Below are 24,922 nucleotides of genomic sequence, written 5' to 3' on the forward strand. Positions count from 1 at the left end.
AAAGCCTGCCGGGTTCGCACAGCTCGAGTTCGCCGCGACGCCCGGAGAGGCGTGCGCGCTTGCGTCGACGAAGAGGGCCGGCCGCCCGCCGTCATGCGAAACGGCGGGCGACCGGCCCGAGTTCAGTGCCCTGCCGGGGTCAGCACAGACAGGGGTCGACGCCCAAGCCCAGTTGGCGGATGGCGGTGTCCGTCAAGACCCCGCTGAACGCGTGGACTTCGTCGACGTCGCCGTGGAGATACTCGCCCCAGCCGTCGCCGACGTGGCTCCGGCCCACCTGGAGTGGGCCGGAGCTGTGCCAGCCGTTCGGGAGGGGCGCGGTGGCCTCCGCGTTGGTCCAGCCGTCCAGGTAGAGCTTGATCTGGTCGGTGGCGTCGTCGTAGACGACCGCGAGCCGGTGACCCTGTCCCTCGCCACCGTCCGCCATCTCGATCTGGGACACGACGGTCTCGGCGGCGCCCGCCTCGTCCTTCTCCGGCACGATCAGCTGCCAGGCGTGCACGGACGGCTCGTAGCGCACCTTGAAGGCGTCCGTGTGCTCGCCGGCCTGTGACAGTACGGTCATCGGGCCGACGGGCTCGGAGTCCGCCAGCCGTACGACGACGCCGATGGTGAAACTGTCCGCGGTGTCCAGGAGGGCGGCGTCCGTGGCCGCGTAGGCCGTGTCGCCGTCCAGCTGGAGGTGGCCGTCACCGACGAGGGGGTAGGGCACCACAGGGCAGTCCGGGTCGAGTTCCGGGATGCAGGAGCTGTCCGGGCTCCGGTAGATCAGCGCGCCGGCACCGAGCTTCAGCGGCACTCCGCCGCCCTGCTCGGGGCTGACACCGTCCGCCGCCGTCTCCAAGGACCAGTGCCCCAGCAACTGCGCCTGACGGTAGGCGAGTTCGGTGACTTCGGCGGGTACGACTACCCGGTCGTAGGTGCGTACGTCGCCGATGTCGCCCTGCCACGACGACAGCCCGGAGCCCTGGCCGACGCGGAAGGCATCGGTGGTCTCCGCGGGCGCCGCCTCCGTCTTCGTACCTACCTCGTGGCCGTTGACGTACAGCTGTGCCAGTCCGGTCTCCGCGTCGTACAGGCCCAGGACGTGGGCCCACTCGCCACTCTCAGGAGCACCGCCCGAGACCACCTGACCGGCGACGGTGAACGACCAGACCGGGCCCTCGTCACCGCTGCGCAGGCCGAGCGTGGCACCCGTGTCGGAGCCCTGGCTCGCCACCGCCATGTCCCGGTCGGTGCGCTCCGGGCGCACCCACGCGCCGATCGCGAAGGTCCCGCCCGTGTCCACGGCCGGGGCGTCGGGGGTCAGGAACGCCTGGTCCCCGCCGTCGAGGCGGGCCGTGGTGGTGAGGCCGGCGCCGGCCGGTGCGGTTCCGCCGAAGGTCACTCCGGAGCCGGCGCGCGCGTCGGTGCCCGACTCGGCTGCCGCAGTCGTGGCGCCCGCCGCGTCGGCGAGGTTCCAGTGGTTCACGGGGGCGCGGCCGGACTTCACCAAGAAGCTGTGGGTGACCTCCGGACTGCCATTGCCCGCGCGGTCGAATGCCTGGACGGTGAGCCGGTCGGGGCGTTCCTCGAGGGGCAGGTACCGCACGGTCGCGGCGCCGCCGGGCTCCTCGGGCCGCACGGTCTGGGGGGTGCCGCCCAGGAAGTTGTACCGGTACATCACGACGTCGTCGGACGGCGAGTCGAGAGTGAAACTGCCGTAGACGCCCACGCCGTCCGTCCACTCCTCGTTGTCGGGGTAGTCGGCGGAGCTGACGACGGCCTTCTGCGGGTGCGCAGTGTCGAGCACGAACTCGCAGGCCGAGCCGCCGTCACCCTCAGAGCTCCAAGCGGAGGCGGCCGTGCCGTCGTTCGCGCGGACGTGCCACGAGACGACGGTGTTCGCCGGGATGTCCTCCGGCATCCGCCAAACCTGCCTCGTACCCGACAGCGTCCGGTACGAGGTGTACGTGCGGCGCTGCTCTGCCCCGTCCGAGTCCGTCCACCAGGCCTCGAACTCGCCCGCGACCCAATTCGCCGTACCGGGTTGATCGTCCTCCGCCGGGTCGTACAGCACCGCGCTGACCGTGGGCGACGACCCGACGTACGCCTTGTCGTCGCCCGTCGCGCACGGCTTGCTCTCCGTCAGCAGATCCTGGACGACCGGTTGCGCGGGCGGCAGATTCGCCGCGGCGTGCGCCGTGCCGGACGCCGCGGTCACGACCGCCGCCGCGCAGCACCCCACCGCCAGCCGTCTGAAACCACCGAATTGTCTGTTCCTGGCCAAGTGCCCATCCCCTGTTGTTCCTTGAGGCTCGTGGATCACACGAGCCGCAGGAGGCTAACAGGGGCCACTGACATCACCGAATTGGTTTTCCCGCCTGGTGAGAGGCGGTCTCCGGCCAGGCGTAGGGCTCCCTCAGTCCAACACCGGCAACAACTCCGGCAGATGCCCGTCCGACGCCGCGGCCGACGCCTGCCGCTCCTCCGACACCGTCCCGTAGAACGTCGTGCGCGGCTTCGCCGGCCGCCCCGCCGCTTCGGCCACCGCGACCAGTTCCTTGACGGACTTGTACGAGCCGTACGACGAACCCGCCATGCGGGAGATGGTTTCCTCCATCAGCGTGCCGCCCAGGTCGTTCGCGCCGGAGCGGAGCATTTCCGCCGCGCCCTCGGTGCCGAGCTTCACCCAGCTGGTCTGGATGTTGGGGATGTGCGGGTGGAGGAGGAGGCGGGCCATGGCGATGACCGCGCGGTTGTCCCGCATGGTGGGGCCGGGGCGGGCGATCCCCGCAAGGTAGACGGGCGCGTTGGTGTGGATGAAGGGGAGGGTCACGAACTCGGTGAAGCCGCCGGTCTGTTGCTGGATGCGGGAGAGCGTGCGGAAGTGGCCGAGCCAGTGGCGGGGCTGGTCCACGTGGCCGTACATCATCGTGGAGGAGGAGCGGATGCCGAGTTCGTGGGCCGTCGTGACGACCTCGATCCAGGTGGCGGTGGGGAGCTTGCCCTTCGTCAGGATCCAGCGGACCTCGTCGTCGAGGATCTCGGCGGCGGTGCCGGGGATGGAGTCGAGGCCCGCCTCCTTCGCGGCCGAGAGCCACTCGCGGATGGACATGCCGGTGCGGGTCGCGCCGTTCACCACCTCCATCGGGGAGAAGGCGTGCACGTGCATGCCGGGGACGCGTTCCTTCACCGCCCGCGCGATGTCGAAGTAGGCGGTGCCGGGCAGGTCGGGGTGGATCCCGCCCTGCATGCAGACCTCGACGGCCCCTACTTCCCACGCCTGTTGGGCTCGGTCCGCCACCTGGTCCAACGACAACGTGTACGCGTCCGCGTCCGTACGGCGTTGCGCGAAGGCGCAGAAGCGGCAGCCGGTGTAGCAGACGTTGGTGAAGTTGATGTTCCGGGTGACGATGTAGGTGACGTCGTCGCCGACCGCCGACTTGCGGACGTCGTCCGCGATACGGCAGAGCGCGTCAAGGGCGGGCCCGTCCGCGTGCAGCAGCGCCAGCGCCTCGTCGTCGGTCAGGCGGGTCGGGTCGTCGGCGGCCGTCGCGAGCGCGGCCCGTACGTCCGTGTCGATGCGGGACGGCACCATCCCGGGCGCCGCCGCCTCCCGCAGCGACTCCCAGTCGCCGTACACGAGGTCGAAGTCCTCACGGCGGTCGCCGGTGCGGCCCTCGGTGTCGATCGTCACGTGCAGATCCGTACGCCCCGACGACGTGAACGCCTCCTCGGGCTCCTGCCACGGGTGCCCCTCGACGACGGCATCCGCACGCGCCAGCCCCGTCTCCGCGTCCGCCAGCGCCCGTACGTGCGGCAGCAGCCGCGGGTCCAGCCACGGTTCGCCCCGCTGCACGAACTCCGGGTAGACACAGAGGCGTTCACGCAGTTCGAAGCCGACGGCCGCGGATTCCGCGGTCAGCAGATCGATCTGCGGCCACGGACGCTCCGGGTTCACGTGGTCGATCGTCAGCGGCGAGACCCCGCCCCAGTCGTCGATCCCCGCGCCGATCAGCCGCCCGTACTCGGAGTCCACCAGGTTCGGCGGCGCCTGGAGGCAGGCCGTGGGGCCCATGATGTGCCGGGCAACGGCGACCGTGGCGACCAGTTCGTCCAGCTCGGCGTCCGGCATGCCGCGCATCGCCGTGTCCGGCTTGGCGCGGAAGTTCTGGATGATCAGTTCCTGGATGCCGTGGTACGCCCTCGACACCCGCCTGAGCGCGAAGAGGGAGTCGGCGCGCTCCTCGTACGACTCCCCGATCCCGATCAGGATCCCGCTGGTGAAGGGGACGGAGGACCGGCCGGCGTCCTCCAGCACCCGCAGTCGTACAGCGGGCTCCTTGTCCGGCGAGCCGTAGTGCGGCCCGCCCGGCTCGGACCACAGGCGGGTCGCGGTCGTCTCCAGCATCATGCCCATCGACGGGGCCACCGGCTTCAGCCGCTGGAAGTCCGTCCACGACATCACCCCGGGGTTGAGGTGCGGGAGAAGCCCCGTCTCCTCCAGGATGCGGATCGAGATGGCCCGTACGTACGCGATCGTGTCGTCGTACCCGTGCGCGTCCAGCCACTCACGCGCCTCGGGCCAGCGGTCCTCGGGCTTGTCGCCGAGGGTGATCAGCGCTTCCTTGCAGCCGAGTTCGGCGCCCCGGCGGGCGATGTCGAGGACCTCGTCCGGGGACATGAACATCCCGTGGCCGGCCCGGCGCAGCTTGCCCGGGACCGTGACGAAGGTGCAGTAGTGGCATTTGTCCCGGCACAGGCGGGTGAGCGGGATGAAGACGCTCTTGGAGTACGTGATGACGCCGGGGCGGCCTGCCGCCTCCAGGCCCGCGTCGCGCACCCGGGCGGCGGACGCGGTGAGGTCGTCGAGGTCGGCGCCGCGGGCCTGGAGCAGCACCGCGGCCTCGGAGACGTCGAGGGCGACGCCCTCACGGGCACGTTTGAGGGCGCGACGCATGGAGTTCTCGGTCGGGCCGGTTCCAGAGGTCGCGGAAGTCGTCATCCTTCGAGCATACGATCGCGGTGATCAGAGGCCACAGGGCACAGGTGTATTCCTCCGACGCGGCAGGTCGTTACAGACTGGCACTGGGACGGAAACCGGCACGGGAATCCCCGCCCGCCACGCCGTGGGCGTCCAGGCGAAAGCTGTGGATCCCTTTCCCTTGCACCGCAGTTCACGGCCGAATACGAGACTTGTCCATGACACACCCCGCACCGCCCGCCCATGTCAGTCACGACGTCTTGGGAGCAGCAGCATGTGTGAGGACGATCAGGGCACCGATGGCATCGATGGAATCAACGGCATGGGCAGACGCGCTCTGATCGTGACGGGAGGGGCTGCCGCGCTTACGTTGGGAAGCGTGACCTTCTCACCGGGCTATGACGCGGAAGCCGCGAGCGAGCTGGAGACGAGGACGGTGCGCGGCACGCTGCCCATCGGCTCGCCGGACTTCGTGTATCTCCCCGTGGAAGTCCCGGCGGGCGTAAGGGAGATCAAGGTCGCGTACACCTACGACAGACCGCCCGTCCCGGCCGGCACCCAGGGCAACGCCCTCGACATCGGCGTCTTCGACGAACGCGGCACCGAGCTGGGCGGCAAGGCCTTCCGCGGCTGGTCGGGTGGGGCCCGCACGGAGTTCTTCATCCGCGCGGACGACGCGACGCCGGGTTACCTCCCCGGACCGGTCCGCGAGGGCATCTGGCACATCGCCCTCGGCCCGTACACGGTGGCGCCGCAGGGACTGCCGTACGAGATCACGATCACGCTCACGTACGGGGCCCCGAGTCCCGCCGTGAAGCCGGTGTACCCGCCCTCGCGTGCCAAGGGCAGGGGCCGCGCCTGGTACCGGGGCGACTGCCACCTGCACTCCTGGTACTCGGACGGCCGCCGTACCCCGGCCGAGATCGCGGCCCTCGCGCGTGCCGCGGGCCTGGACTTCATCAACACGTCCGAGCACAACACCCAGTCCGCGCACGCCCATTGGGCGGACCAGGCGGGGGACGACCTGCTGATCCTGCTCGGCGAGGAGATCACGACGCGCAACGGGCACGTCCTCGCCCTCGGCACCGACCCCGGCACCTTCATCGACTGGCGCTACCGCGCCCGCGACAACCGTTTCGGCAGGTACGCCCGGGAGATCCGCCGCTCCGGCGGCCTGGTCGTACCCGCCCACCCGCACGCCACCTGCATCGGCTGCAACTGGAAGTTCGGCTTCGGGGAGGCGGACGCGGTCGAGGTGTGGAACGGCGCGTACGGCCCCGACGACGAGGTCGCCCTCGCGGACTGGGACGGCATGCTGGTGGCAGCGGTGCGGGAGGGCCGGGGCTGGCTCCCGGCCATGGGCAACAGCGACGCCCACCGCGACCCCGACCCGGTCGGCCGCCCCCAGACGGTCGTCCTCGCCGACGACCTGACCCGCGAGGCCATCCAGGACGGCATCCGGGCGGGCCACTCGTACGTGGCCGAGTCGGCGGCCGTGTCGCTCGCCTTCTCCGCCGCCGGGTCGAAGGGGGAGCACGCGGGCATCGGCGAGCGGCTGAAGGTGGACAAGGACACCCCGGTCACGATCCGCCTGGAGGCCACCGGCGCACCCGGCTGCACGGTCCGCTTCGTCACCGACGAGGGCGTCCTGTTCACCAGCGCCCCGCTGCCGGCGGACGGCGCCGGCACGGTCGAATGGCGTACGACAGCTTCGTACGCGGCGTACGTACGGGCCGAACTCCGCCACGAGGTGCTGCTCCCGCCATTCCCGGGGGCGCTGGCGGCGTTCACGAACCCGATCTTCCTGGGGCGCTGACCTTGGCGGTGTGAGGGGGTGGCGGTCCCGGTCCCAGCGGGAGGTGCCGACTCTGGGGGTCCTTGCCGTCGCGCTGAGCACCCAGGCCGTGCCTGGCCACTAGGCCCTGTCCTCCGACCGTTCAGTGGTCTGCCGCTCGCGTCCCCAGGCGGCCAGCGGCTGGAGTGCGGCGTTGAGGCGCGTGCCGTTCTCGGTCAGCGAATACTCGACGCGGGGCGGCACCTCGTCGTAGGAGACGCGGTGCACGACGCCGTCTGCCTCCATCTCGCGCAGATGGGAGGCGAGCACTTTCTCGGTGATCCCCGGAAGCAGTCGACGCAGCTCGCCGAAGCGGCGGTAGGGGTGCTCGTGAAGTGCCCAGAGGATCAGCACCTTCCACTTGCCGCCGATGACCTCCATCGCGGTGTCGATGCCGCACGTGTGTCCGTCCGGTGCGCCCGGCCGGTTCAGTGTCGTCATGCCCCACCCTTCTGACCTGCTCGCTCACCCCGGGGTAACCACCCACTCCGAAGTGCGTACTTGATCATCTCCGAGCCTGTGACCAGCCTAATCGGCATGACGCAGAACACTGTTGAGAAGACCTCCGTCACTCTGCTGGGCCTCGGCGCGATGGGCACGGCGCTGGCCCGCACCTGGCTCGCCGCCGGCCACCCGCTCACCGTGTGGAACCGCACCCCGGCCCGCGCCGCGGCGCTCGCCGCCGAGGGTGCGAGGCTCGCGGACAGCGCCGTTGAGGCGGTCGTGGCGAACACCCTGATCGTCGTCTGCCTGTTGGACGACGCCTCGGTCGACGAGGCGCTGTCCGGCGCCGACCTGGCCGGCAGGGACCTGGTCAACCTGACCACCAGCACCCCTGCCCAGGCCCGCGCCCGCGCCGAGTGGGCCCGCGAGCGCGGCGCTCGTTACCTGGACGGCGGGATCATGGCTGTCCCGCCGATGATCGGTGTCCCGGAGACCGGCGGCTACGTCTTCTACAGCGGCTCGCGGGAACTGTTCGAGCGGCACCAGGAAACATTGGGCGTCCCGGCCGGCACCACCTACGTCGGCAAGGACGCGGGCTTCGCCGCCCTGCACGACGTGGCCCTGCTCAGCGCCATGTACGGGATGTTCGCCGGTACCGCGCACGCCTTCGCCCTGATCCGCAAGGAGGACATCGATCCCGCGGTGCTCGCCCCGCTGCTCGCCGACTGGCTCGTCGCGATGGCCCCGGCAGTTCACCAGACCGCCGACCAACTGCGGAGCGGCGACTACGCGAAGGGTGTCGTCTCCAAACTCGCCATGCAGGTGGCCGGGACGCCGACCCTCCTGAGCACCGCCGAGCAGCAAGGCGTCAGCCCGGAACTCCTCAGCCCCTACTTCGAGCTGATGCGCCGCCGCCTGGCAGAGGGAAGCGGCGAGGAGGACCTGACGGGCGTGATCGACCTGCTGGTGCACTGACTTGGCCACTTGCCGCCCCAGAGGCGACCGTGCTGGTCACAGTCCCCAATAGGAGGGCGCGCGGATAGGCGCGGTGGCGGAACCCCCGGCAGCAAGACAGGCACAGGTCCTGACGATCATGGAGTTGCGAAGCTCTGTGATCATCGGAGAGACCTGTGCCTGCATCATGCACGCCCGCCAACACGCCCGCGACTACGAATGGCTCGTCCAGCACTCCGAAACCCTGAGGGTTAGACCACAACCCTTTCTTCAGTGACCATTACTGCCGCTGGCGCCGCCAGAGCAGCACTTGATCACCTGATTAACGTAAATCGGAACTTTCTGGCGAACGTGGCGGACGACTAGGCATCGGATTGCCTGAATCAACATTCTGGTTTTCCTCCGGTGAAATATTCCGCCCCCGGCAGTGCGCGCTTAAAATCGTTCCCTGTCTGACATCTTGGCCTTTGTGTGCGAGCCGGCTGTGCAGTCCGCGCTCGTCGAGCAGCGTGCGGGTCTTGTCCGAGTCGTAGCCGGCGTCCAGGTGCACGGTAACGTCGCCGGGCAGGGGTACCAGGTCGTCCAGTCGGTCCAGGGTCGGGGCGAGCAGGGGTGAGTCGTGCCGGTTCGCTCCGGCCAGGACGCGGCCCAGCGGGATGCCGTAGCCGTCCGTCGTGCCCGAGTGTTTCAGCTGGTTGTTGGACCCATCTGGCTCTGTAGATGACTACTGACAGCAGCAGGTAGAGGGTGAGCCGCTGCTTTAGCGCCAAGCTGTGATGGCGACGGCGGTTGGGATGAGGATGCCGGTGAGGGAGAGGAGCCAGTAGCGGGGTGCGGTGAGTTGGGTTCGGCGGGCGAGGGGACGGTTGGCGATCCACCAGAGGACGGCGCTCGCAGCGATCATGGGGCCGAAGAATAGAAGTGCCGCATTCGGACTGTCGTCATGCTCGTTGTTCGGGATTCTTGTCGTCAGCCCCATGTCGGCGAGCGGCCAGTTCGACAGCAGAATCCAAAGCATCAGCATGGGCACGATGGCTGGGATGCCCAGGAGTAGATTGATGCCGAGTGGTGTGTACCAACGTCTGGTCATGGTCCCCCTCGATCCGGGGCTGCTACGACATCGCGGCCCCCTCATCACTCGACTCACGCTTCCGCTGCAAGCCCGCACCGCTGCCCAAATTTCGGCGACACCCCCCACCCAACCACAGGCCCTGTTCGCACTCACCGACAACAGCTGTCAACTCTCACTCTCAGCGACAGATCCACGACGGGGTTTGGTGTTCGACGCCGGACCATAAACAACAAGTTCAGACCCTGTTTCCCGCGGTCCACCGGTGAGCGTCCGGCGACCTCGCCGCCGCCGGGTGCCTTGGTGATGGAGCCGTCGATGGCGATCTGATCGAGGACGAGGCCGACGATGCGGTCGTAGGACTCCAGCGCGATCTGTTTGAGCAGGGCGAAGACGCCGAGCCTGATCCACTCGTCACGGCGGTTGCGGATCGTGGTGGCCGAGCAGGTCGTGTCGGCGATCGCATGGTAGGAGCAGCCGAAGCGCAGCAGCTTGTCGAAGACGATCCGGTCGCTGATCCGTGCGCGGTGGCAGCCCAGCGGATGGTCCGCGCGACCTCTAAGCGGCTGTGACCAGTACTTTCACAACACGCTCCAGGTTCCGGGGCCGTCGCGGTCCGATGGCCTTAATACCCGGCCCCGGAGCGCTACTGATCCACGACCTGCGGATCACGGAAGTAGTACACGACGGTCACACCCAAGCCAGGGGTGTGCGTACAGACGACGGTGATCGCTTCGGCGGAGTCGTGGGCAAGCGGTGTGGTGTACGTGTACTCCACGGAGGGCGGACGCCACCCTGGGATCTCGCGCCCCGCCGCCGGGTCGCGCCCGATGACCGCGAGTGCTTCCCGGACCACGTCCCGCTCTCCCTCCGTGAGGTCTCCGAACGCCTTCTTGGCGGGTTCGGCTTCCTCCAGCGGGATATCACTCATGTGCCGGCGCCTCCGGCGCGTGCGTCTTCGAGGGCTGCCATGATCCCGGGCGAGTTCCTGATGTGGACGCGGTGCCGATAGGCCCGTACCACAGCCGCGGCGCCCTCGAAATCGTTGGTGGGGGCGGCTCCTATGGCCGCCGCCAGCTCCTCCTCGAAGCGCTCCCGGTCGCCGGGAAAGCCGTAACGGCTGAGCGCGCCGCGCAGGTCGTCCACGGTCCGGATCTCCGGGAGGGCATCGCTCCCCAGCCGTGCTCGGGCTGTGCGCTCGCGCTCATGGTCTGCTCCTGACGAACGGGCATCGCTCCACCTCCCAGTATGGCGCCGCCCGCCCGGGACGGACATCGCTCGGCATTCCCCACCGCCCGCACCGCCCCGCTCACCACGCCTTCACCCCGCGTCCGCACTCGGCCCACAGCAGCTTGCCGCCCTTCGACGCGCCCAGTTCGCGCAGTACTGACGCGCCCCATGCGTCGGCGCAGGCCCGTACGAGGTGCAGCCCCCGGCCGTGCTCGGCGGTTTCAGCGATCGGCGGGGGTACGTCGCCGAAGCCGGGCGGGACTCTTGGGTCGGAGTCCCATACGGCGACCCGCAGCCGGTCCGACTCGGTCGAGAGGATCCGGAGGGCGTACGGGCCACTGGTGTGACAGTGCGAGTTCGTCAGCAGCTCCGACGCCAACAGCTCTGCCGTGGGGGCGAGTTCGGACATTTCATGCGCGGCCAGAATCAGCCTGAGGGTTCCCCGGGCGATGCCCGGAGCCCGTGGATCGTGCGGAAGTTGCAGGGTGTAGGACCAGGGCGGCGATACGGTTGCCATGGAAGTTTCCGATCACGAGAGGGAGTTGGGGTCGTTGGTCTGCGGAGCCCAGTGACGATGCCGCTCCGTCGAGCGGGGTACTCCCGGGCGAGGCGCCTGGGAACGAAGATAAGGCACGCACAAATAACTTTTGGCGAATCCGAGAAAACTTCGAGAGACTTCGCTCGTGTGAGTGACACACCAACTCGACGCAGAGCCAGAGGAGTTCACATGCCCCCAAAGCCCTCGGCGTCGGCCCGCCGCATCCGACTTGCCGTTGAGCTGCGCAAGATGCGCGAACGAGCGGGCATGACAGCAACCGAGGCAGCCCGCACACTCGGGGTCAGCCAGGGGCAACTCAGCAACATCGAGTCGGCACGGTTCGGCGTCAGCCCCGACCGCCTCAGGGCGATGGCCCGCACATACACATGCTCGGACCAGGCTTTCATCGAAGCCCTGGTCGACATCGCGACCGACAAGACGCGTGGCTGGTGGGAGGCGTACCGGGAGGTCCTGCCGTCGGGCCTGCTCGACCTTGCCGAACTGGAGCACCACGCCACCGCCGTGCGCACCGCGTACACAACCCACATCTCGGGGCTGCTCCAAACTCACGACCACGCCCGCGAGATCTTCCGCCACGTGATCCCGGCACCCACGCCACCGGAGGTCGAGCACCGCGTCTCACACCGCATCAAGCGGCAGGACGTCATCTACCGGGCAGACCCGATCCCGTACCGGACAGTCATCCACGAAGCGGCCTTGCGCATGCGCGTCGGCGGCCGGGACGTGGCCCGCGCCCAGCTCCAGCACCTGCTCGACATGAGCGAGCGTGAGCACATCACCGTACGAGTGCTCCCGTTCGACGTCGGTGCGTTTCCCGGGTCGGGCCAGTCCATCAACTACCTTCACGGCCCCGTCCCCCAGCTCGACACCGCACAACTCGACCAGTTCCACGGTCCCGTACTCCTGGACGCCGAAGCACTCTTGGAGAAGTACCGGAACCTGCTCGACATCGTGGAGGCCACCGCCCTGAGCCCCGATAAGTCCCGGGACCTGATCCACGCCATCGCCCACGACCTGTGAAGGAGCCCCATGTCCACGCATGACTGGCAGAAGTCGTCCTACTGCCAGGAGGGCGACGCCTGCCTCCACGTCGCCGCCACCGCAGAAACGGTCCATCTCACCGAAAGCAGCGACTCCACCGGGGTCATACTCTCGGCTCAACCCGACGCCTTCGCCGCCCTCCTCCGAGCACTCAAGCCGAACCACTGATCCCGCCCAGGTCTGCCAACGAAAGAGCCCCCACATGCCACGCCACCACGAGCTCAAGTTCCGCGTCGTCACGTCGCTTCAGCGGCGGGTCGGGAATCCGGTCATGAAGTTGCTGCCGTTCCAGACGCTGCTGGAGACCACGGGGCGGAAGTCGGGGCTGCCGCGTCGGACGCCGGTCGGTGGGCGGCGCGTCGGGCGGGAGTTCTGGATCGTGTCCGAGTACGGGGAGAAGTCGCAGTACGTGCGGAACATCAAGGCCGATCCGAGGGTCCGGGTGCGCGTCAAGGGGCGTTGGCACGATGGGACGGCCCACTTGCTGGCCCAGGACGACGCTCGCGAACGGCTCAGGTCCCTGCCCCGGATGAACAGCGTCGCGGTCCGCGCGGTCGGCACGAACCTGCTGACGGTGCGGGTGGATCTGACGGACAGCTGATCCGCGCTGTGGCCCCACGCTCTCCTCTCGGCGACCGTTGACAAAACGGAACGCTGTTCCGTATCGTAATCGGAACAACGTTCCGATTCAGCGTACCAAGTTCCTGAAGCCGGACGCTCCTGACCGCCTCCCCCGCCACCGGCCGAACGAGACCGGCAACAGGCAGGAGAGGTCATCGAACGGCCGGCCATTGAACGGACGCAGCAACATGAGCGAATCGACTCACCCCGCCGACCCCTTCAGCTCGCCCACTCCCGTCCTCTCGGTCAGTCCGGTGGTGCTGCCGACTCCCGGCCGGGCCGTGGACCTGGAGGTGCGTGTCTCCGCCCCCGTGACCGGGAGCGACCTGCCGGTCATCCTTCTCTCGCACGGCCAGGGCTACTCGAACCACCTCTCCTCGCTGAACGGCTACGCCCCCCTCGCCAACTTCTGGGCGGCCCACGGCTTCGTCGTGATCCAGCCCACCCACCTGAGCTCCAGGACGCTGAGCCTGGATCCCGAGACCCCGGGGGCGCCGCTGTACTGGCGTTCACGGGCCGAGGACATGAAGCGCGTCCTCGATCTGCTCGACGTGATCGAGGCCGCCGTACCGCAGCTCGCCGGGCGCCTGGACCACAGCAAGATCGCCGTGGCCGGGCACTCGATGGGCGGGCACACCGCGAGCCTGCTCCTTGGCGCCCGGCTCACCGATCCGGACGACGGAACGGTGGTGGACCTGGCCGACCCCCGGATCAAGGCGGGTGTCCTGCTTGCGGCGCCCGGCAGGGGCGGCGATGCCGTCAGCGAGTTCGTGGCCGAGAACTACTCCTTCTTCCTGACCATGGACTTCGCCGAGATGTCGGCGCCCACGCTCGTGGTCGCCGGCGACAAGGACACCTCCACCCACCTGACGGTCGCGGGCCCTGACTGGCACGCCGATCCCTACGTCCTCTCCCCCGGCCCCAAGTCCCTGCTCACGCTGTTCGACGCGGAGCACGGGCTCGGCGGAGTCGCCGGATACGACGTCGCCGAGACCACGGACGAGAGTCCCGCGCGGGTGTCCGCGGTCCAGCGGCTCACCTGGGCCTACCTCCGCAGCGAGCTCTACCCCGGGGACACCGCCTGGCAGACGGCGCGTGACGCGCTGACGGCCGACCCGGACGCGCTCGGGCGAGTCGAGTCCAAGTAGGCCGACGGGCGGGCTAACCCTGCTCGTACAGCCGGTCGAGACGGTCCAGATGCGCCGGGGTCAGGTGGAGCTGTGCGGCGGCGAGGTTCTCCTCCAGGTGGTCGATTCGGGCGGTGCCCGGGATCGGGAGGATGACCGGCGAGTGGGCCAGGAGCCAGGCGAGGGAGAGTTGGGTGGGGGTGGCGCCGAGTTCGGATGCCACGGCGGCAACCTCGGCTCTTGCTCCTGAGTCTCCCGCTGCGACTGGCCGCCACGGCAGGAACGCGATCCCCGCCTCCTCACAGGCCGCGAGCACGGGCTCGTACTCGCGGTCGAGAACGTTGTAGCGGTTCTGCACGCTGGCGATGTCGACGATCTCCCGCGACCGGTCGAGTTCGGTGACGGTGACCTCGGACAGACCGATCCGGCCCACCTTGCCCTCGTCCCGGAGTTCCCGCAGCGTGCCGAGCTGGTCGGCGAGGGGGGTCTCCGGGTCGATGCGGTGGAGCTGGAGCAGCTCGATCCGGTCGACGCGGAGCCGGCGGAGGGCCTCGTCGACCTGAGCACGCAGGACGTCCGGGCGGCCGTCCAGCCCCCACTCCCCCGTCTCCGCCGATCGGACGACACCGACCTTGGTGGTGATGAGCAGCCCGTCCGGGTAGGGGTGCAGGGCCTCTGCGAGGAGCTCCTCGTTGGCTCCCCAGCCGTACATGTGGGCGGTGTCGATCAGTGTCACGCCCAGCTCGACGGCCCGGCGGGCGACCTCCACGGCGTCCTCGCGGGCGGGGCCCGGATCGGTCGGCAGGCGCATGGCTCCGAAGCCGAGTCGCCCCACGGCCAGATCCCCACCGACAAGGAACGTTGCCTGTGTCATCGGCTCCCCTTCACGCTCACCGTCACTCGTTCGAGAGGCGGTTCAACCACTCTGTCAGGAGAGTCGTCTCGGCCGGGGTGAGGCTCGAGGGTGCGGGCCGGCGCAGGAGGGCATTGAGGCGGGCGGCCGTGGCGGGGACCCGGGCCTCCTCCGCGTCGGGACGCGATGCCGTAGGGGACCCCGATGCCGTACGGGAGTCCATCACGTCCGGCGTGAAGACCGCCGCGTGCACCGCGTCCCGTACCCGCCGCGCCACCGTCCTGTCGGTGAAGGTCGCCGGGCGCGAGACCAGCATCAGGGCGACGCCGACGTTCGCGGACATGATCATCTGGGCGGCGAGCTCCGGGGCCAGGCGCAACTTGCCCTGTTCGGCGGCTCGTTGGAGGTCGGAGGTAAGGATCTGGTGGGACTCCAGGGCCGCGGCCGGGGGTGTGCGCATCGCCGGGGAGTTCATCAGTCGGTAGAGGTTCGGGTTCTGGAGGGCGAACTCGGTGTGGGTGTCCCAGCCGTCGCGCAGGTCCTGGACGGGGTCCGTGCCGGGGGTGCGGTGGCGTTTGGTCGCCAGGTACCTGTCCCAGCCGTGGTCGACGACCGCCGACAGCAGGCCCTCCTTGTCCCCGAAGTGACGGTAGAGGGCCGGGGCACCGACCCCGGCGGCCTCGCAGACCGCCCGGGTCGAGACATCCCCGTCCGGGGACTCGGCGACCAACGCTGCCGCCACTTCGAGAATGCGCGCCTTCGTACTCACGGTAGCGACGCTAACGGATGCCACTCAGATCACCTGGTGGGGGGCGAGGAGGTCGTCCAGGCCGATCCGCTTCAGGAACTCGGCGCGTATCCGGTCCGCGACCTCGCTGACCTCCTCGGAGCCGTCGTTCGCCGGGTCGATGTGGACCCGGAACGGGCGCTCGCCATGCGGGGTGTCGACGACCTCGACGATCGCGTCGGCCACCTGGGACACGTCCGCGTCGGCGGGCGCGAGGGCGGCCAGGCGTTGGGAGACCTGGTCCATCAGGCCCGCGTAGCGCTCCTCGTACGCGGGGATCACGGTCTGTTCGGCAGGGTGTCCGCCGGTGGCGAAGTGGTTGGTTCCTGAGGTGAAGGAGCCCGGTACGACGATGGTCGTCTCGATGTCGAAGCGGGCGAGCTCGGCGGCGTACGACACGGCGAGCGCGTCCATCGCGGACTTCGCGGCGAAGTACGGCGCCAGGTACGGCGGGGTGCCGCCCCTTGTCGAGGTGGAGCCGACCCACAGCACCAGGCCGTGACCCTGTGCTCGCAGGTGCGGCAGTGCGGCCCGGTTGACGCGCTGAGTGCCCAGCACGTTCGTGTCGTACACCGCTGCCAGTTCCTCGGGGGTGAAGGCCTCCGTCGGGCCGGTCACCATGTGGCCCGCGTTGTGCACGACCACGTCCAGCGCGCCGGCCTCCGCCAGGATCGTGGCGACGGCGGCGTCCGCCGACTCCTGGGAGAGGACGTCCAGTTCGACCGTACGCAGGTCCACCTGGTGCTCGGCGGCGTATGCCGCGGCCTCCGTGACCCGGTCCGCGTTGCGGCCGGTTATGTCGCGCATCGCGGCGTAGACGGTGTGCCCGGCGCGGGCGAGTGCGCGGGCGGAGAGGGCGCCGAAGCCGGAACCGGCGCCGGTGATCACGATCACCTTGCTCATGGCTGAACTCCTGAAGGTCAGGGGGGGTTGGGACCACTCGGATGACTACGCGATGCCACCGTTGGCGCGGATCACCTGGCCGTTGATCCAGCGGCCCGCGGGACCGGCGAGGAAGGAGACGACCCCGGCGATGTCCTCGGGGGTGCCGAGACGCTCAAGCGGCGGCTGGGCCGCCATCCGCGCGATGGTCTCCTCGTCCTTGCCGTCCAGGAACAGGGCGGTGGCCGTCGGGCCGGGGGCCACCGCGTTCACGGTGATGTCCCGGCCGCGCATCTCGCGGGCGAGGATCAGGGTGACCGCCTCGACGGCGCCCTTGGTGGCGGCGTACGCGCTGTAGCCGGGGATCGCCAGCGCCAGTACGGAGCTGGAGAAGTTGATGATCGCGCCGCCCGCGCGCAGCCGGCGCGCGGCCTGCTGGTCGACGACGAACGTGCCGCGGATGTTGGTGCGGTGCATCCGGTCGAGGGCGTCGAGGTCGAGGTCCACGAGCGGGGCCAGCGCCATGACACCGGCCGCGTGGACTACGACGTCCACCCCGCCGTACGTGCTCTCCGCCGCGTCGAAGAGAGCGGCGACCTCGGTCTCGTCGGCCACGTCGGCCCGTACGGCGATCGCCAGCCCGCCGGCCCCGGTGATCGCGGCGACGGCCTTGTCGGCCTCGGCCTCATTGCCCGCGTAGTTGACGACGACGGCGAATCCGTCGGCGGCGAGGCGCTCGGCGGTCTCCCGCCCGATCCCACGCGAACCGCCGGTGACGACGGCGACGCGGGGGTCCGTACCCGTGCTGGACTGCTCACTCATGGCGTTGCTCCCTGTCGCGACTGGGGTAGCGGTCTTCGCTTCCCGACAGGAACAACGCTAACATCAAAGAGGTAGCAACGCTACTCATGGCGCCCGTAACATCGCTACGGGCAGGTCACCCCTGCCAGACGATCGCCTGCACCTCGCTGTACGCGTGCAGCGCGTACGACCCCACGTCCCGGCCCACCCCGCTCTTCTTGAACCCGCCGAACGGGGCCTCCATGTTCCGGCCGACGGTGTTGACGCCGACGCCGCCCGCGCGGAGCCGGCGGGCCACGCGGAAGGCGCGGGCTACGTCGCCGGACCAGACGTAGTCGATGAGGCCGTAGTCGCTGTCGTTGGCGAGGGTGATGGCCTCCTCCTCGTCGTCGAAGGGGACGACCACGACGACGGGACCGAAGATCTCCTCACGGACCACCCGCATGTCCGGGGTGCAGTCGGCGAGGAGAGTGGGGGCCACGTAGAAGCCGCGGTCGAGAGGGGGCCGCACGCCGCCCGCGACCACCCGCGCACCTTCCTTCCGCCCGAGTTCGACGTACGACTCGACCCGGTCGCGATGGGCCGCGGAGATGACCGGGCCGACCACCGTGGCAGGGTCCCGCGGATCGCCGACCTTCAAGTGACCCGCGTACGCGGCTAGTTGCTCTACGAGCCGGTCGTGCACGGCCCGCTGCACCAGTACCCGGGTCGGCGCCGTACAGATCTGCCCGCTGTAGAAGGAGAACGTCGTCCCGATCCCCAGCGCCGCCGACTTCAGATCCGCGTCGTCGAAGACGACCGCCGCGCCCTTGCCGCCCAGCTCCATCAACTGCCGCTTCATGCCGCGCCCGCACACCTCGGCGATGCGCTGCCCGACGGCGGTCGAGCCGGTGAAGCTGACCATGTCGACGTCCGGGGAGTCGACCGCCGCCTCGCCGACCTCCAACTCCCTTCCGCCGACAACGTTCACGACCCCCGGCGGGACGCCCGCCGCCTCCAGGGCCTCCGCCATCCGGTACACGGAGAGGGGGTCCTGCGGGGCGGGCTTCACGACCACCGTGTTGCCCATGGCGAGGGCGGGGGCGATCTTGCCGGCCGGGTTGGCCCAGGGGTTGTTGTACGAGGTGACGCAGGTGACGACACCGACGGGCTGGCGCAGGGCCAAGGCGCCCATGACGGCGGCCCCGCCGAACGGCCCCGCCTCGTTGATCTGCGGCGGCAGCGGCTGCTCGACGGGTTCGGCCTTCGCGTACCGGCGGAAACGGGCCATGCCCACGCCCACCTGCATCGCGCGGGCGGTCCCGGTGGTGGCGCCGCTCTCGGCCTGGGCGAGTTCGGCGTACGGGAGGAGGTTGCGGCGGATGATCCCGGCGGCCCTGTCGAGTACGGCGGCGCGCTCCTCGGCGGGCGTGCGCGACCACATCCCGAAGGCCTCGCGGGCCGCGGCGGCGGCCGCGTACACCTGCTCCCGCGAGGCCTCCGGCGCCCGCCCGACGACACCTTCGGTCGCCGGGTCGGTCACCTCGTAGAACCCGTTGTCGGGCTCCACCCACGAGCCGCCGATGAACAACCGCTGCTCTTCGTGGGTCACTTGGTGCTCACCGTCTGCGTGTCCCGCCCGGACCTGAGCACCTTCCCCGGCACCGCACCTGTCACCGCGTCACCCCGGATCGCCTCAACACCGTTGACCCACACGGCCGTTATACCGATCGCCTTCGAGTCGAGGCGCGGACTGTCACCCGGCAGGTCGTGCACCAGGGTGGCCTTGCCGGCGTCGATCCGTTCCGGGTCGAAGAGGACCAGGTCCGCATGCCAGCCCACCTCCAGGCGCCCCCGCTGCCGCAGCCCGAAGAGCCGCGCCGGGTCGTCCGTCAGCATCTTCACTGCCTGCTCCAGCGTGACGAGCTTCCGCCCGCGCAGACAGTCACCGATGAAACGAGTGGTGTACGGGGCCCCGCACATGCGGTCCAGATGGGCGCCCGCGTCGGAGCCGCCGAGCATGACGTCCTCGTGCCGCCAGGTCTCCTGGCGCAGCGCCCACGAGTCGGGGTCGTTGTCGGTGGGCATCGGCCACAGCACCGTACGCATGTCGTCGGCCGCGCAGATCTCCACGAGGCACTCGAAGGGCTCCTGGCCGCGCTCGGCCGCGATGTCGTTGACGACCCGCCCCGTCAGGCCCTCGTTCGCCGCGCTGTAGGTGTCCCCGATGACATACCGCCCGAAGTTGGCGAGCCGCCGGAAGACGCCCGCTTCCTTGCTGGCGGCCCTGCGCAGCATCTCGGCGCGTGCGTCCGGGTCGCGCAGGCGGGCGATCCGCTCGGGTACGGGGAGTGCCAACACCTCGCCCCAGCCGGGGATGAGGTTCAGGGCGCAGAAGGTGCCGAGCGACATGTTCATGGGGGTGAGGATCGGCATGGTGAGCGCGATGATGCGGCCACCGGACTTGCGGGCGCGTTCGCTCGCCTCCAGCTGCCGGGGGACGCGCTCGGGGACGGCGGAGTCGATCGTCAGCACGTTCCAGTTCAGGGGGCGGCCCGCCGCCGCGCTCATCTCCACGAACAGATCTATCTCGTCGTCGCTGAACTGGTCCAGGCAGCCCGCGACGATCGCCTCGATCTGCGTGCCCTCGTGCTCGCCCACCGCCCTTGAGAGAGCCAGCAGTTCGGCGGGTTTCGCGTGCCGTGAGGCGACCGGCTTCCCGTCGCCGTCCGAGTGCGTGGAGGACTGGGTGGTGGACAGCCCCCAGGCTCCGGCGGACATCGCCTGGTGGAAGAGCCGCAGCATCTCCTGGAGTTGCTCCTCGGTCGGCTGCCCGCCCACCGCATCCGCACCCATCACATACCGCCGCAGCGCGCAATGCCCCACCATGAAGCCCGCGTTGACGGCGATCCGCCCCTCCAGGGCGTCCAGGTACTCCCCGAAGCCGTGCCAGCTCCAGGGCGCGCCCTCCTCCAGGGCGATCAGGGACATGCCCTCGACCCTGGACAGCATGCGGCGCGTGTAGTCGGCGTCCTCGGGCCGGTCGGGGTTCAACGGGGCAAGGGTGAAGCCGCAGTTGCCGCCCGCGACGGTCGTCACCCCGTGGTTCAGGGACGGGGTGGCGTACGGGTCCCAGAAGAGCTGGGCGTCGTAGTGCGTGTGCGGGTCGACGAAACCCGGGGCGAGGACGAGCCCGTGAGCGTCCTCGCTCGTCCTCGCGTCCTCCGTCACCGCCCCGATGACGGCGATACGGCCGTTCCGTATCCCCACATCGGCGGTGTACGCGGGGGCACCCGTCCCGTCCACGACGGTCGCGCCCTTGATCAGATGGTCGAGCATCGCGCGAGAACCCCCTAGACGGCGTTGCGGAACCGGGTCGTCCGGTGCACCGGATCCGTGTCGATCTTCGGAATCACGTGCTCGCCGATCAGCCTGATCGACTGGAGGGTGTCTTCCGAGGAGATCCCGATCGGCATCCCGAAGCTGAGCTGGTCCGCGCCCGCCTGCTCCCACCGCTTGCACTGGGTGAGCACCTCGGCCGGGTCGCCGCAGATCAACAGCTCCTCGGAGATGAGGAGTTCGATGATCTCCTCGTTGAACTCGGGGAGCGTCTCCGGCCAGACGGGGAAGCCCTCGGGCCGCGGGAAGGTGTCGTGGTAGCGGAAGACGAGCGACTGGAGGTAGTGCAGCCCGCCACCGGCCGCGATCCGTACGGCCTCCGCGTGCGTCGGCGCGCAGATCGCCGTCGAGGTCACCATCACGTTGTCGTTGACGAAGTCCCCGACCGGCTGCGCCTCGACGATCGCCGTCTTGTACTGCTCAAGGACCCACTCCATGTCGGAGACCTTCTGCACGCTGAAGCCGAGGACCCCGAGCCCTTTGCGGGCGGCCATGGCGTACGAGGGTGGTGACCCGGCGGCGTACCACATGGCGGGGTGCGACTTCCCGTACGGCTTGGGGAAGATCTTGCGCGGCGGGAGCTGCCAGTGCTTGCCCTGGAACCCGACGTACTCGTCCTGGAGCCACATCTTCGGGAACTCGGCGATGGTCTCTTCCCAGATCTCCTTGGTGTAGTTCATGTCGGTGACGCCGGGTATGAAGCCGAGGATCTCGTGCGAGCCTGCGCCCCGGCCGCTGCCGAACTCGAAGCGCCCTTCGCTGAGATGGTCGAGCATGGCGACCTTCTCGGCGACCTTCACCGGGTGGTTGACCTGGGCGAGCGGGTTGAAGATCCCGGACCCGAGGTGGATGCGCTCGGTGGCGTGCGCGAGGTAGCCGAGGAAGACGTCGTTGGCCGAGAGGTGCGAGTACTCCTCCAGGAAGTGGTGCTCGGACGCCCAGGCGTACTTGAAGCCGGACTTGTCCGCCTGGATGACGTACTCGGTCTCCTCCATCAGCGCCTTGTGTTCCGCGAGCGGATCGGTCTCGGCCCGCTTGCCCACGTATCCCTGTACAAAGAGCCCGAATTCCAAGGAGGTTCACCGTCCCCACGTCTCTGTCCAGCTATGTCACTGTCCATCTATCTGACGAACCGTCAGATTCATCTGCCGCCGACTGTTCCACCGCGCCCGTGAGGCGTCAATAGCTGACGTCGCGTCAGCTGAGGGGCGGGAGGTCAGGCGACACGACGGGAGGTCAGATGACACTCACCCCCGCCAGCCACCCCCCGTCGATCACGAACGGCTGCCCGGTGATGTACGAGGAGTCCTCACCGGTGAGGAAGAGGACGAGCCGGGCCACCTCCTCCGCCCGCCCGATCCGGCCGAGCGGCACGAGCTTGCGGTACATCCGGTCGATCGCCTCCGAGGCCGCCGCGCTGTCGGCGGGGGCGGCGTCCGGGTCGAGCTGCGCCGGGTTGCTCATGGCGGTGTCGATGGCCCCCGGACAGACGGCGTTGACCCGGATCCCCTTGGCGGCGAGCTCCAGGGCGGCCACCCGGGTCAGCCCCACGATGGCGTGCTTGGTCGCGGAGTAGGCGCCGACCCAGGCCATCCCCGTGAGCCCGGCGTACGAGGCGGTGTTGACGATGGTGCCGCCGCCCGCCGCCGCGATCTCTGGCGCCACGGTCTTGATCCCGAGGAAGACGCCGACCTGGTTGACCTGGACGATCTGCTGGAACTCCTCGAGCGGGGTGTTGACCAGCTCGTTGAAGCGCAGGATGCCGGCGTTGTTGACGAGCCCGTCGATCCGCCCGTACGCACTCTTGGCCACGACGACGGCTTCACGCCACTCGTCCTCCTGACTCACGTCGAGGTGCACGTAACGCGCGCCGATCTCCTTGGCCAGGGTCTCCCCCTGGTCGTCGAGCACATCCGCGAGAAGGACCCGCGCACCCTCCGCGACAAAGAGCCGCGCCTCCTGCTCACCCTGCCCGCGCGCCGCACCCGTGATGAGGACGACGCGTCCGTCCAGCTTGCCCATGGCTCTCCGTAAGTTGTCGGGCGGCCCGGAAGGGCCGGGTGCGGCCTATGGCTTCGTGAGCCGAGATGCGGCTTGCGGCTCCTTCAGCCGAGATACGGCTCATGACCCCCTCAGCCGAGGTGCGGAGCGACCTCGGCGCCGAACGCCGCCATCTGATCGGTGAGTTCACTGCGGCTCCTGCTGCGGAACCGCACCTGTATCTGGTGCACGCCCATCGCGCGGTACGCCCCCAGCGACTCGGCGAGCGCTTCCGGCGCCCCGTGCAGGGTGCGCCGCCCGACATCCCAGCCGGGCTCACCGACGTACAGCGGCTCGGTGATGGCCCCGATGGTGACGGGGTCCTCGATGCCCGCGTCCTGCCTGAGCCTTCGGAGCTTGGCGATCTGCTCCGGCAGCCGGTCACGCGGATCCCCCTGCGGCAGCCACCCGTCACCGCGCAACGCGGCCCGGCGTACGGCGGCGGGCGAGGACCCGCCGACCCAGACGGGTACGCGCTCCTGCGCGGGCCTCGGCAGCTGCCCGAGCCCCTCGAAGTCGTACAACTTGCCGTGGTGGACGGGGAATTCATCCGGCCCGAGCGCGGCCCGCAGTGCGTCGATGGACTCGTCGAGGACCGCCCCCCGCCGCCCGAAGTCCACCCCGAGCACCTCGAACTCCTCCTGTACGTGCCCGGCCCCGACGCCGAGAATCAGCCGCCCCCCGCTCAGGTGGTCGAGGGTCGCGTACTGCTTGGCGGTGACCAGCGGATGCCGCAGCCCGACGATCGCGACATGACTGAGCAGCCGTACGCGTTCGGTCACGCCCGCGAGGAGGGCGAGGGTGGCGACGGGGTCGTACCAGATGGTGCTCATGGCGCTCGCGAGGCGGCGCGGGATGGCGACGTGGTCGCAGCTCGCGAGATACGCGAAGCCGGAGCGGTCGGCGGCGCGGGCGATCTCGACGAGGTCGGCGGGGCCCGCCCCCGCCTCCCACGGCTCGGCGTAGATGGTGCTCTGCGACTGGATCGGGAGTTGCATCCCGTAGGCGAGCCGCCCTTGTGGCAGTACGTGCATCGGCACCCCTTGACTGACAGGCCGTCATATCAGGGCCCATAGTCGTAGCTGACGGACCGTCAGACAAGGGGTGTGCATCCTCTACGGCACCCAGAGGCCGTTCTCCGCCAGCCCCAGCAGCCCGATCGCGTTCCGCCGTACGATCCGGTCGACGACGTCCGCGTCGAGGTGCCCCATCTGCGCCTCGCCGACTTCCCTGGACTTCGGCCAGGTGGAGTCGGAGTGCGGATAGTCGGTCTCGTACAGGACGTTCCCGACCCCGATGGCGTCGAGGTTCTTGAGGCCGAAGGCGTCGTCGAAGAAGCAGCCGTAGACGTGCTCGGTGAAGAGTTCGGACGGCGGCCGGTGGACCTTGTCGGCGACGCCGCCCCACCCGCGGTTCTCCTCCCAGACCACGTCCGCCCGCTCAAGGATGTAGGGAATCCACCCGATCTGCCCTTCGGCGTACATGACTTTGAGATTCGGGAAGCGCTCGAACTTTCCGCTCATCAGCCAGTCCACCATCGAGAAACAGCAGTTGGCGAAGGTGATGGTGGAACCGACGGCGGGCGGGGCGTCGGCGGAGGTGGACGGCATCTTGCTGCTGGACCCGATGTGCATGGCGATGACCGTGCCGGTCTCGTCGCAGGCGGCGAGGAAGGGGTCCCAGTCGTCGGTGTGGATCGACGGCAGTCCGAGGTGGGGCGGTATCTCGGAGAAGGCCACGGCGCGTACGCCACGGGCGGCGTTGCGGCGTACCTCCTCCGCCGCGAGCTGGGGATCCCAGAGGGGAATGAGGGGGAGCGGTATCAGCCGGCCCTGGGCCTCCGGCCCGCACCACTCCTCCACCATCCAGTCGTTGTAGGCCCGCACGCACAGCAGACCCAGCTCACGGTCCTTGGCCTCGGTGAAGGTCTGTCCGCAGAAACGGGGGAAGGTCGGGAAACAGAGGGCGGACTGGACATGGTTGACGTCCATGTCGGCCAGGCGCTGCGGCACGTCGTACGAACCGGGACGCATCTGCTCGTACGTGATGACTTCGAGCTTGATGTCGTCCCTGTCGTAGCCGACGGCGGTGTCGAGGCGGGTGAGGGGCCGGTGGAGGTCCTCGTACACCCACCAGTCCCCTATCGGTCCGTCGTCGCCCGGGTTGCCCATGACCGGCGCGAACTTGCCGCCGAGGAAGCTCATTTCCTTCAGCGGCGCGCGGAGGATGCGCGGGCCTCGGTCCTGGTACTTCGACGGGAGCCGGTCCCGCCAGACGTTGGGGGGCTCCACCGTGTGGTCGTCCACCGAGATGATCTTCGGGAAGGTCTCCATACT

23 protein-coding genes and 2 pseudogenes are annotated in these 24,922 nt (G+C 69.4%); 6 read left to right on the forward strand and 19 right to left on the reverse strand.

Going from position 1 to position 24,922, the window contains the following annotated elements:
* Positions 1–139 precede the first annotated feature (139 nt).
* Together AB0N66_RS12395 and AB0N66_RS12400 are read right to left on the reverse strand one after the other, a co-directional pair.
* Positions 140–2,269 (reverse strand): LamG domain-containing protein, encoded by a 2,130-nt coding sequence (locus tag AB0N66_RS12395; protein WP_365432162.1) that lies wholly within the window; start codon positions 2,267–2,269, stop codon positions 140–142.
* A 132-nt stretch (positions 2,270–2,401) separates the two neighbouring features.
* Positions 2,402–4,987, reverse strand: a complete 2,586-nt coding sequence (locus AB0N66_RS12400; RefSeq protein WP_365432165.1) for a bifunctional FO biosynthesis protein CofGH — start codon at positions 4,985–4,987, stop codon at positions 2,402–2,404.
* 253 nt (positions 4,988–5,240) lie between these two features.
* Between AB0N66_RS12400 and AB0N66_RS12405 the strand changes: the two genes are divergently transcribed.
* Positions 5,241–6,782, forward strand: coding sequence for a CehA/McbA family metallohydrolase (locus tag AB0N66_RS12405; protein WP_365432168.1), 1,542 nt, complete (start codon positions 5,241–5,243; stop codon positions 6,780–6,782).
* A 99-nt stretch (positions 6,783–6,881) separates the two neighbouring features.
* On the opposite strand, the gene AB0N66_RS12410 is transcribed toward AB0N66_RS12405, so the two are convergent.
* The gene (locus AB0N66_RS12410) at positions 6,882–7,241 is read right to left on the reverse strand and encodes a helix-turn-helix domain-containing protein (protein WP_365432171.1); all 360 of its coding nucleotides are present in this window, start codon (positions 7,239–7,241) and stop codon (positions 6,882–6,884) included.
* Between the two features lie 96 nt (positions 7,242–7,337).
* Between AB0N66_RS12410 and AB0N66_RS12415 the strand changes: the two genes are divergently transcribed.
* On the forward strand, positions 7,338–8,219 hold the full coding sequence (locus AB0N66_RS12415; protein ID WP_365432174.1) for an NAD(P)-binding domain-containing protein: 882 nt from the start codon (positions 7,338–7,340) through the stop codon (positions 8,217–8,219).
* 442 nt (positions 8,220–8,661) lie between these two features.
* On the opposite strand, the pseudogene AB0N66_RS12420 reads toward AB0N66_RS12415, so the two are convergent.
* From AB0N66_RS12420 to AB0N66_RS12445, 6 genes and pseudogenes are all read right to left on the reverse strand, one after another.
* Positions 8,662–8,889: pseudogene (locus AB0N66_RS12420) on the reverse strand (transposase); the annotation flags it as partial.
* Positions 8,890–8,958: 69 nt separating this feature from the next.
* Complete coding sequence (locus AB0N66_RS12425) at positions 8,959–9,102, reverse strand: hypothetical protein (protein WP_365432176.1); 144 nt, start codon at positions 9,100–9,102, stop codon at positions 8,959–8,961.
* Between the two features lie 407 nt (positions 9,103–9,509).
* A pseudogene (locus tag AB0N66_RS12430) lies at positions 9,510–9,812 on the reverse strand (IS5/IS1182 family transposase); the annotation flags it as partial.
* Positions 9,813–9,913: 101 nt separating this feature from the next.
* A complete protein-coding gene (locus AB0N66_RS12435; RefSeq protein ID WP_365432179.1) occupies positions 9,914–10,198 on the reverse strand; it encodes a hypothetical protein in 285 nt (94 codons plus the stop codon).
* The gene (locus AB0N66_RS12440; RefSeq protein ID WP_365432182.1) at positions 10,195–10,413 is read right to left on the reverse strand and encodes a hypothetical protein; all 219 of its coding nucleotides are present in this window, start codon (positions 10,411–10,413) and stop codon (positions 10,195–10,197) included. The genes AB0N66_RS12435 and AB0N66_RS12440 overlap by 4 nt, the downstream gene beginning before the upstream one ends.
* A gap of 163 nt (positions 10,414–10,576) precedes the next feature.
* On the reverse strand, positions 10,577–11,014 hold the full coding sequence (locus tag AB0N66_RS12445) for an ATP-binding protein (protein WP_365432185.1): 438 nt from the start codon (positions 11,012–11,014) through the stop codon (positions 10,577–10,579).
* 210 nt (positions 11,015–11,224) lie between these two features.
* Here AB0N66_RS12445 and AB0N66_RS12450 point away from each other — a divergent pair, with 210 nt between their 5' ends.
* The 4 genes from AB0N66_RS12450 to AB0N66_RS12465 all read left to right on the forward strand — a co-directional run bounded on the left by AB0N66_RS12450 (position 11,225) and on the right by AB0N66_RS12465 (position 13,866).
* On the forward strand, positions 11,225–12,076 hold the full coding sequence (locus AB0N66_RS12450; protein ID WP_365432188.1) for a helix-turn-helix transcriptional regulator: 852 nt from the start codon (positions 11,225–11,227) through the stop codon (positions 12,074–12,076).
* Between the two features lie 9 nt (positions 12,077–12,085).
* Complete coding sequence (locus AB0N66_RS12455) at positions 12,086–12,265, forward strand: DUF397 domain-containing protein (RefSeq protein ID WP_365432191.1); 180 nt, start codon at positions 12,086–12,088, stop codon at positions 12,263–12,265.
* Positions 12,266–12,299: 34 nt separating this feature from the next.
* Positions 12,300–12,698: a nitroreductase family deazaflavin-dependent oxidoreductase gene (locus AB0N66_RS12460; RefSeq protein ID WP_365432194.1), complete on the forward strand. Its 399-nt coding sequence runs from the start codon at positions 12,300–12,302 to the stop codon at positions 12,696–12,698.
* A 208-nt stretch (positions 12,699–12,906) separates the two neighbouring features.
* Positions 12,907–13,866 (forward strand): chlorophyllase, encoded by a 960-nt coding sequence (locus AB0N66_RS12465; RefSeq protein WP_365432197.1) that lies wholly within the window; start codon positions 12,907–12,909, stop codon positions 13,864–13,866.
* 13 nt (positions 13,867–13,879) lie between these two features.
* Here AB0N66_RS12465 and AB0N66_RS12470 read toward each other — a convergent pair whose 3' ends face one another.
* The 10 genes from AB0N66_RS12470 to AB0N66_RS12515 form a co-directional block, all read right to left on the reverse strand.
* Positions 13,880–14,719 (reverse strand): aldo/keto reductase, encoded by an 840-nt coding sequence (locus tag AB0N66_RS12470; RefSeq protein WP_365432200.1) that lies wholly within the window; start codon positions 14,717–14,719, stop codon positions 13,880–13,882.
* 22 nt (positions 14,720–14,741) lie between these two features.
* The gene (locus AB0N66_RS12475; RefSeq protein WP_365432203.1) at positions 14,742–15,467 is read right to left on the reverse strand and encodes a TetR/AcrR family transcriptional regulator; all 726 of its coding nucleotides are present in this window, start codon (positions 15,465–15,467) and stop codon (positions 14,742–14,744) included.
* Between the two features lie 24 nt (positions 15,468–15,491).
* The gene (locus AB0N66_RS12480) at positions 15,492–16,388 is read right to left on the reverse strand and encodes an SDR family NAD(P)-dependent oxidoreductase (RefSeq protein ID WP_365432206.1); all 897 of its coding nucleotides are present in this window, start codon (positions 16,386–16,388) and stop codon (positions 15,492–15,494) included.
* Between the two features lie 45 nt (positions 16,389–16,433).
* Complete coding sequence (locus AB0N66_RS12485) at positions 16,434–17,189, reverse strand: SDR family oxidoreductase (protein WP_365432209.1); 756 nt, start codon at positions 17,187–17,189, stop codon at positions 16,434–16,436.
* Between the two features lie 115 nt (positions 17,190–17,304).
* Positions 17,305–18,759, reverse strand: a complete 1,455-nt coding sequence (locus tag AB0N66_RS12490) for an aldehyde dehydrogenase family protein (RefSeq protein WP_365432212.1) — start codon at positions 18,757–18,759, stop codon at positions 17,305–17,307.
* Complete coding sequence (locus AB0N66_RS12495) at positions 18,756–20,486, reverse strand: D-aminoacylase (RefSeq protein ID WP_365432215.1); 1,731 nt, start codon at positions 20,484–20,486, stop codon at positions 18,756–18,758. The genes AB0N66_RS12490 and AB0N66_RS12495 overlap by 4 nt, the downstream gene beginning before the upstream one ends.
* A gap of 14 nt (positions 20,487–20,500) precedes the next feature.
* Positions 20,501–21,619, reverse strand: a complete 1,119-nt coding sequence (locus AB0N66_RS12500) for an LLM class flavin-dependent oxidoreductase (protein WP_365432218.1) — start codon at positions 21,617–21,619, stop codon at positions 20,501–20,503.
* A gap of 163 nt (positions 21,620–21,782) precedes the next feature.
* On the reverse strand, positions 21,783–22,568 hold the full coding sequence (locus tag AB0N66_RS12505) for an SDR family oxidoreductase (protein WP_365432221.1): 786 nt from the start codon (positions 22,566–22,568) through the stop codon (positions 21,783–21,785).
* A 110-nt stretch (positions 22,569–22,678) separates the two neighbouring features.
* Positions 22,679–23,620: an LLM class F420-dependent oxidoreductase gene (locus AB0N66_RS12510; RefSeq protein WP_365432224.1), complete on the reverse strand. Its 942-nt coding sequence runs from the start codon at positions 23,618–23,620 to the stop codon at positions 22,679–22,681.
* A gap of 81 nt (positions 23,621–23,701) precedes the next feature.
* On the reverse strand, positions 23,702–24,919 hold the full coding sequence (locus AB0N66_RS12515) for an amidohydrolase family protein (protein ID WP_365432227.1): 1,218 nt from the start codon (positions 24,917–24,919) through the stop codon (positions 23,702–23,704).
* Positions 24,920–24,922: the final 3 nt, after the last annotated feature.

This window comes from Streptomyces sp. NPDC093544 (assembly GCF_040683495.1).
Taxonomy (GTDB): domain Bacteria; phylum Actinomycetota; class Actinomycetes; order Streptomycetales; family Streptomycetaceae; genus Streptomyces.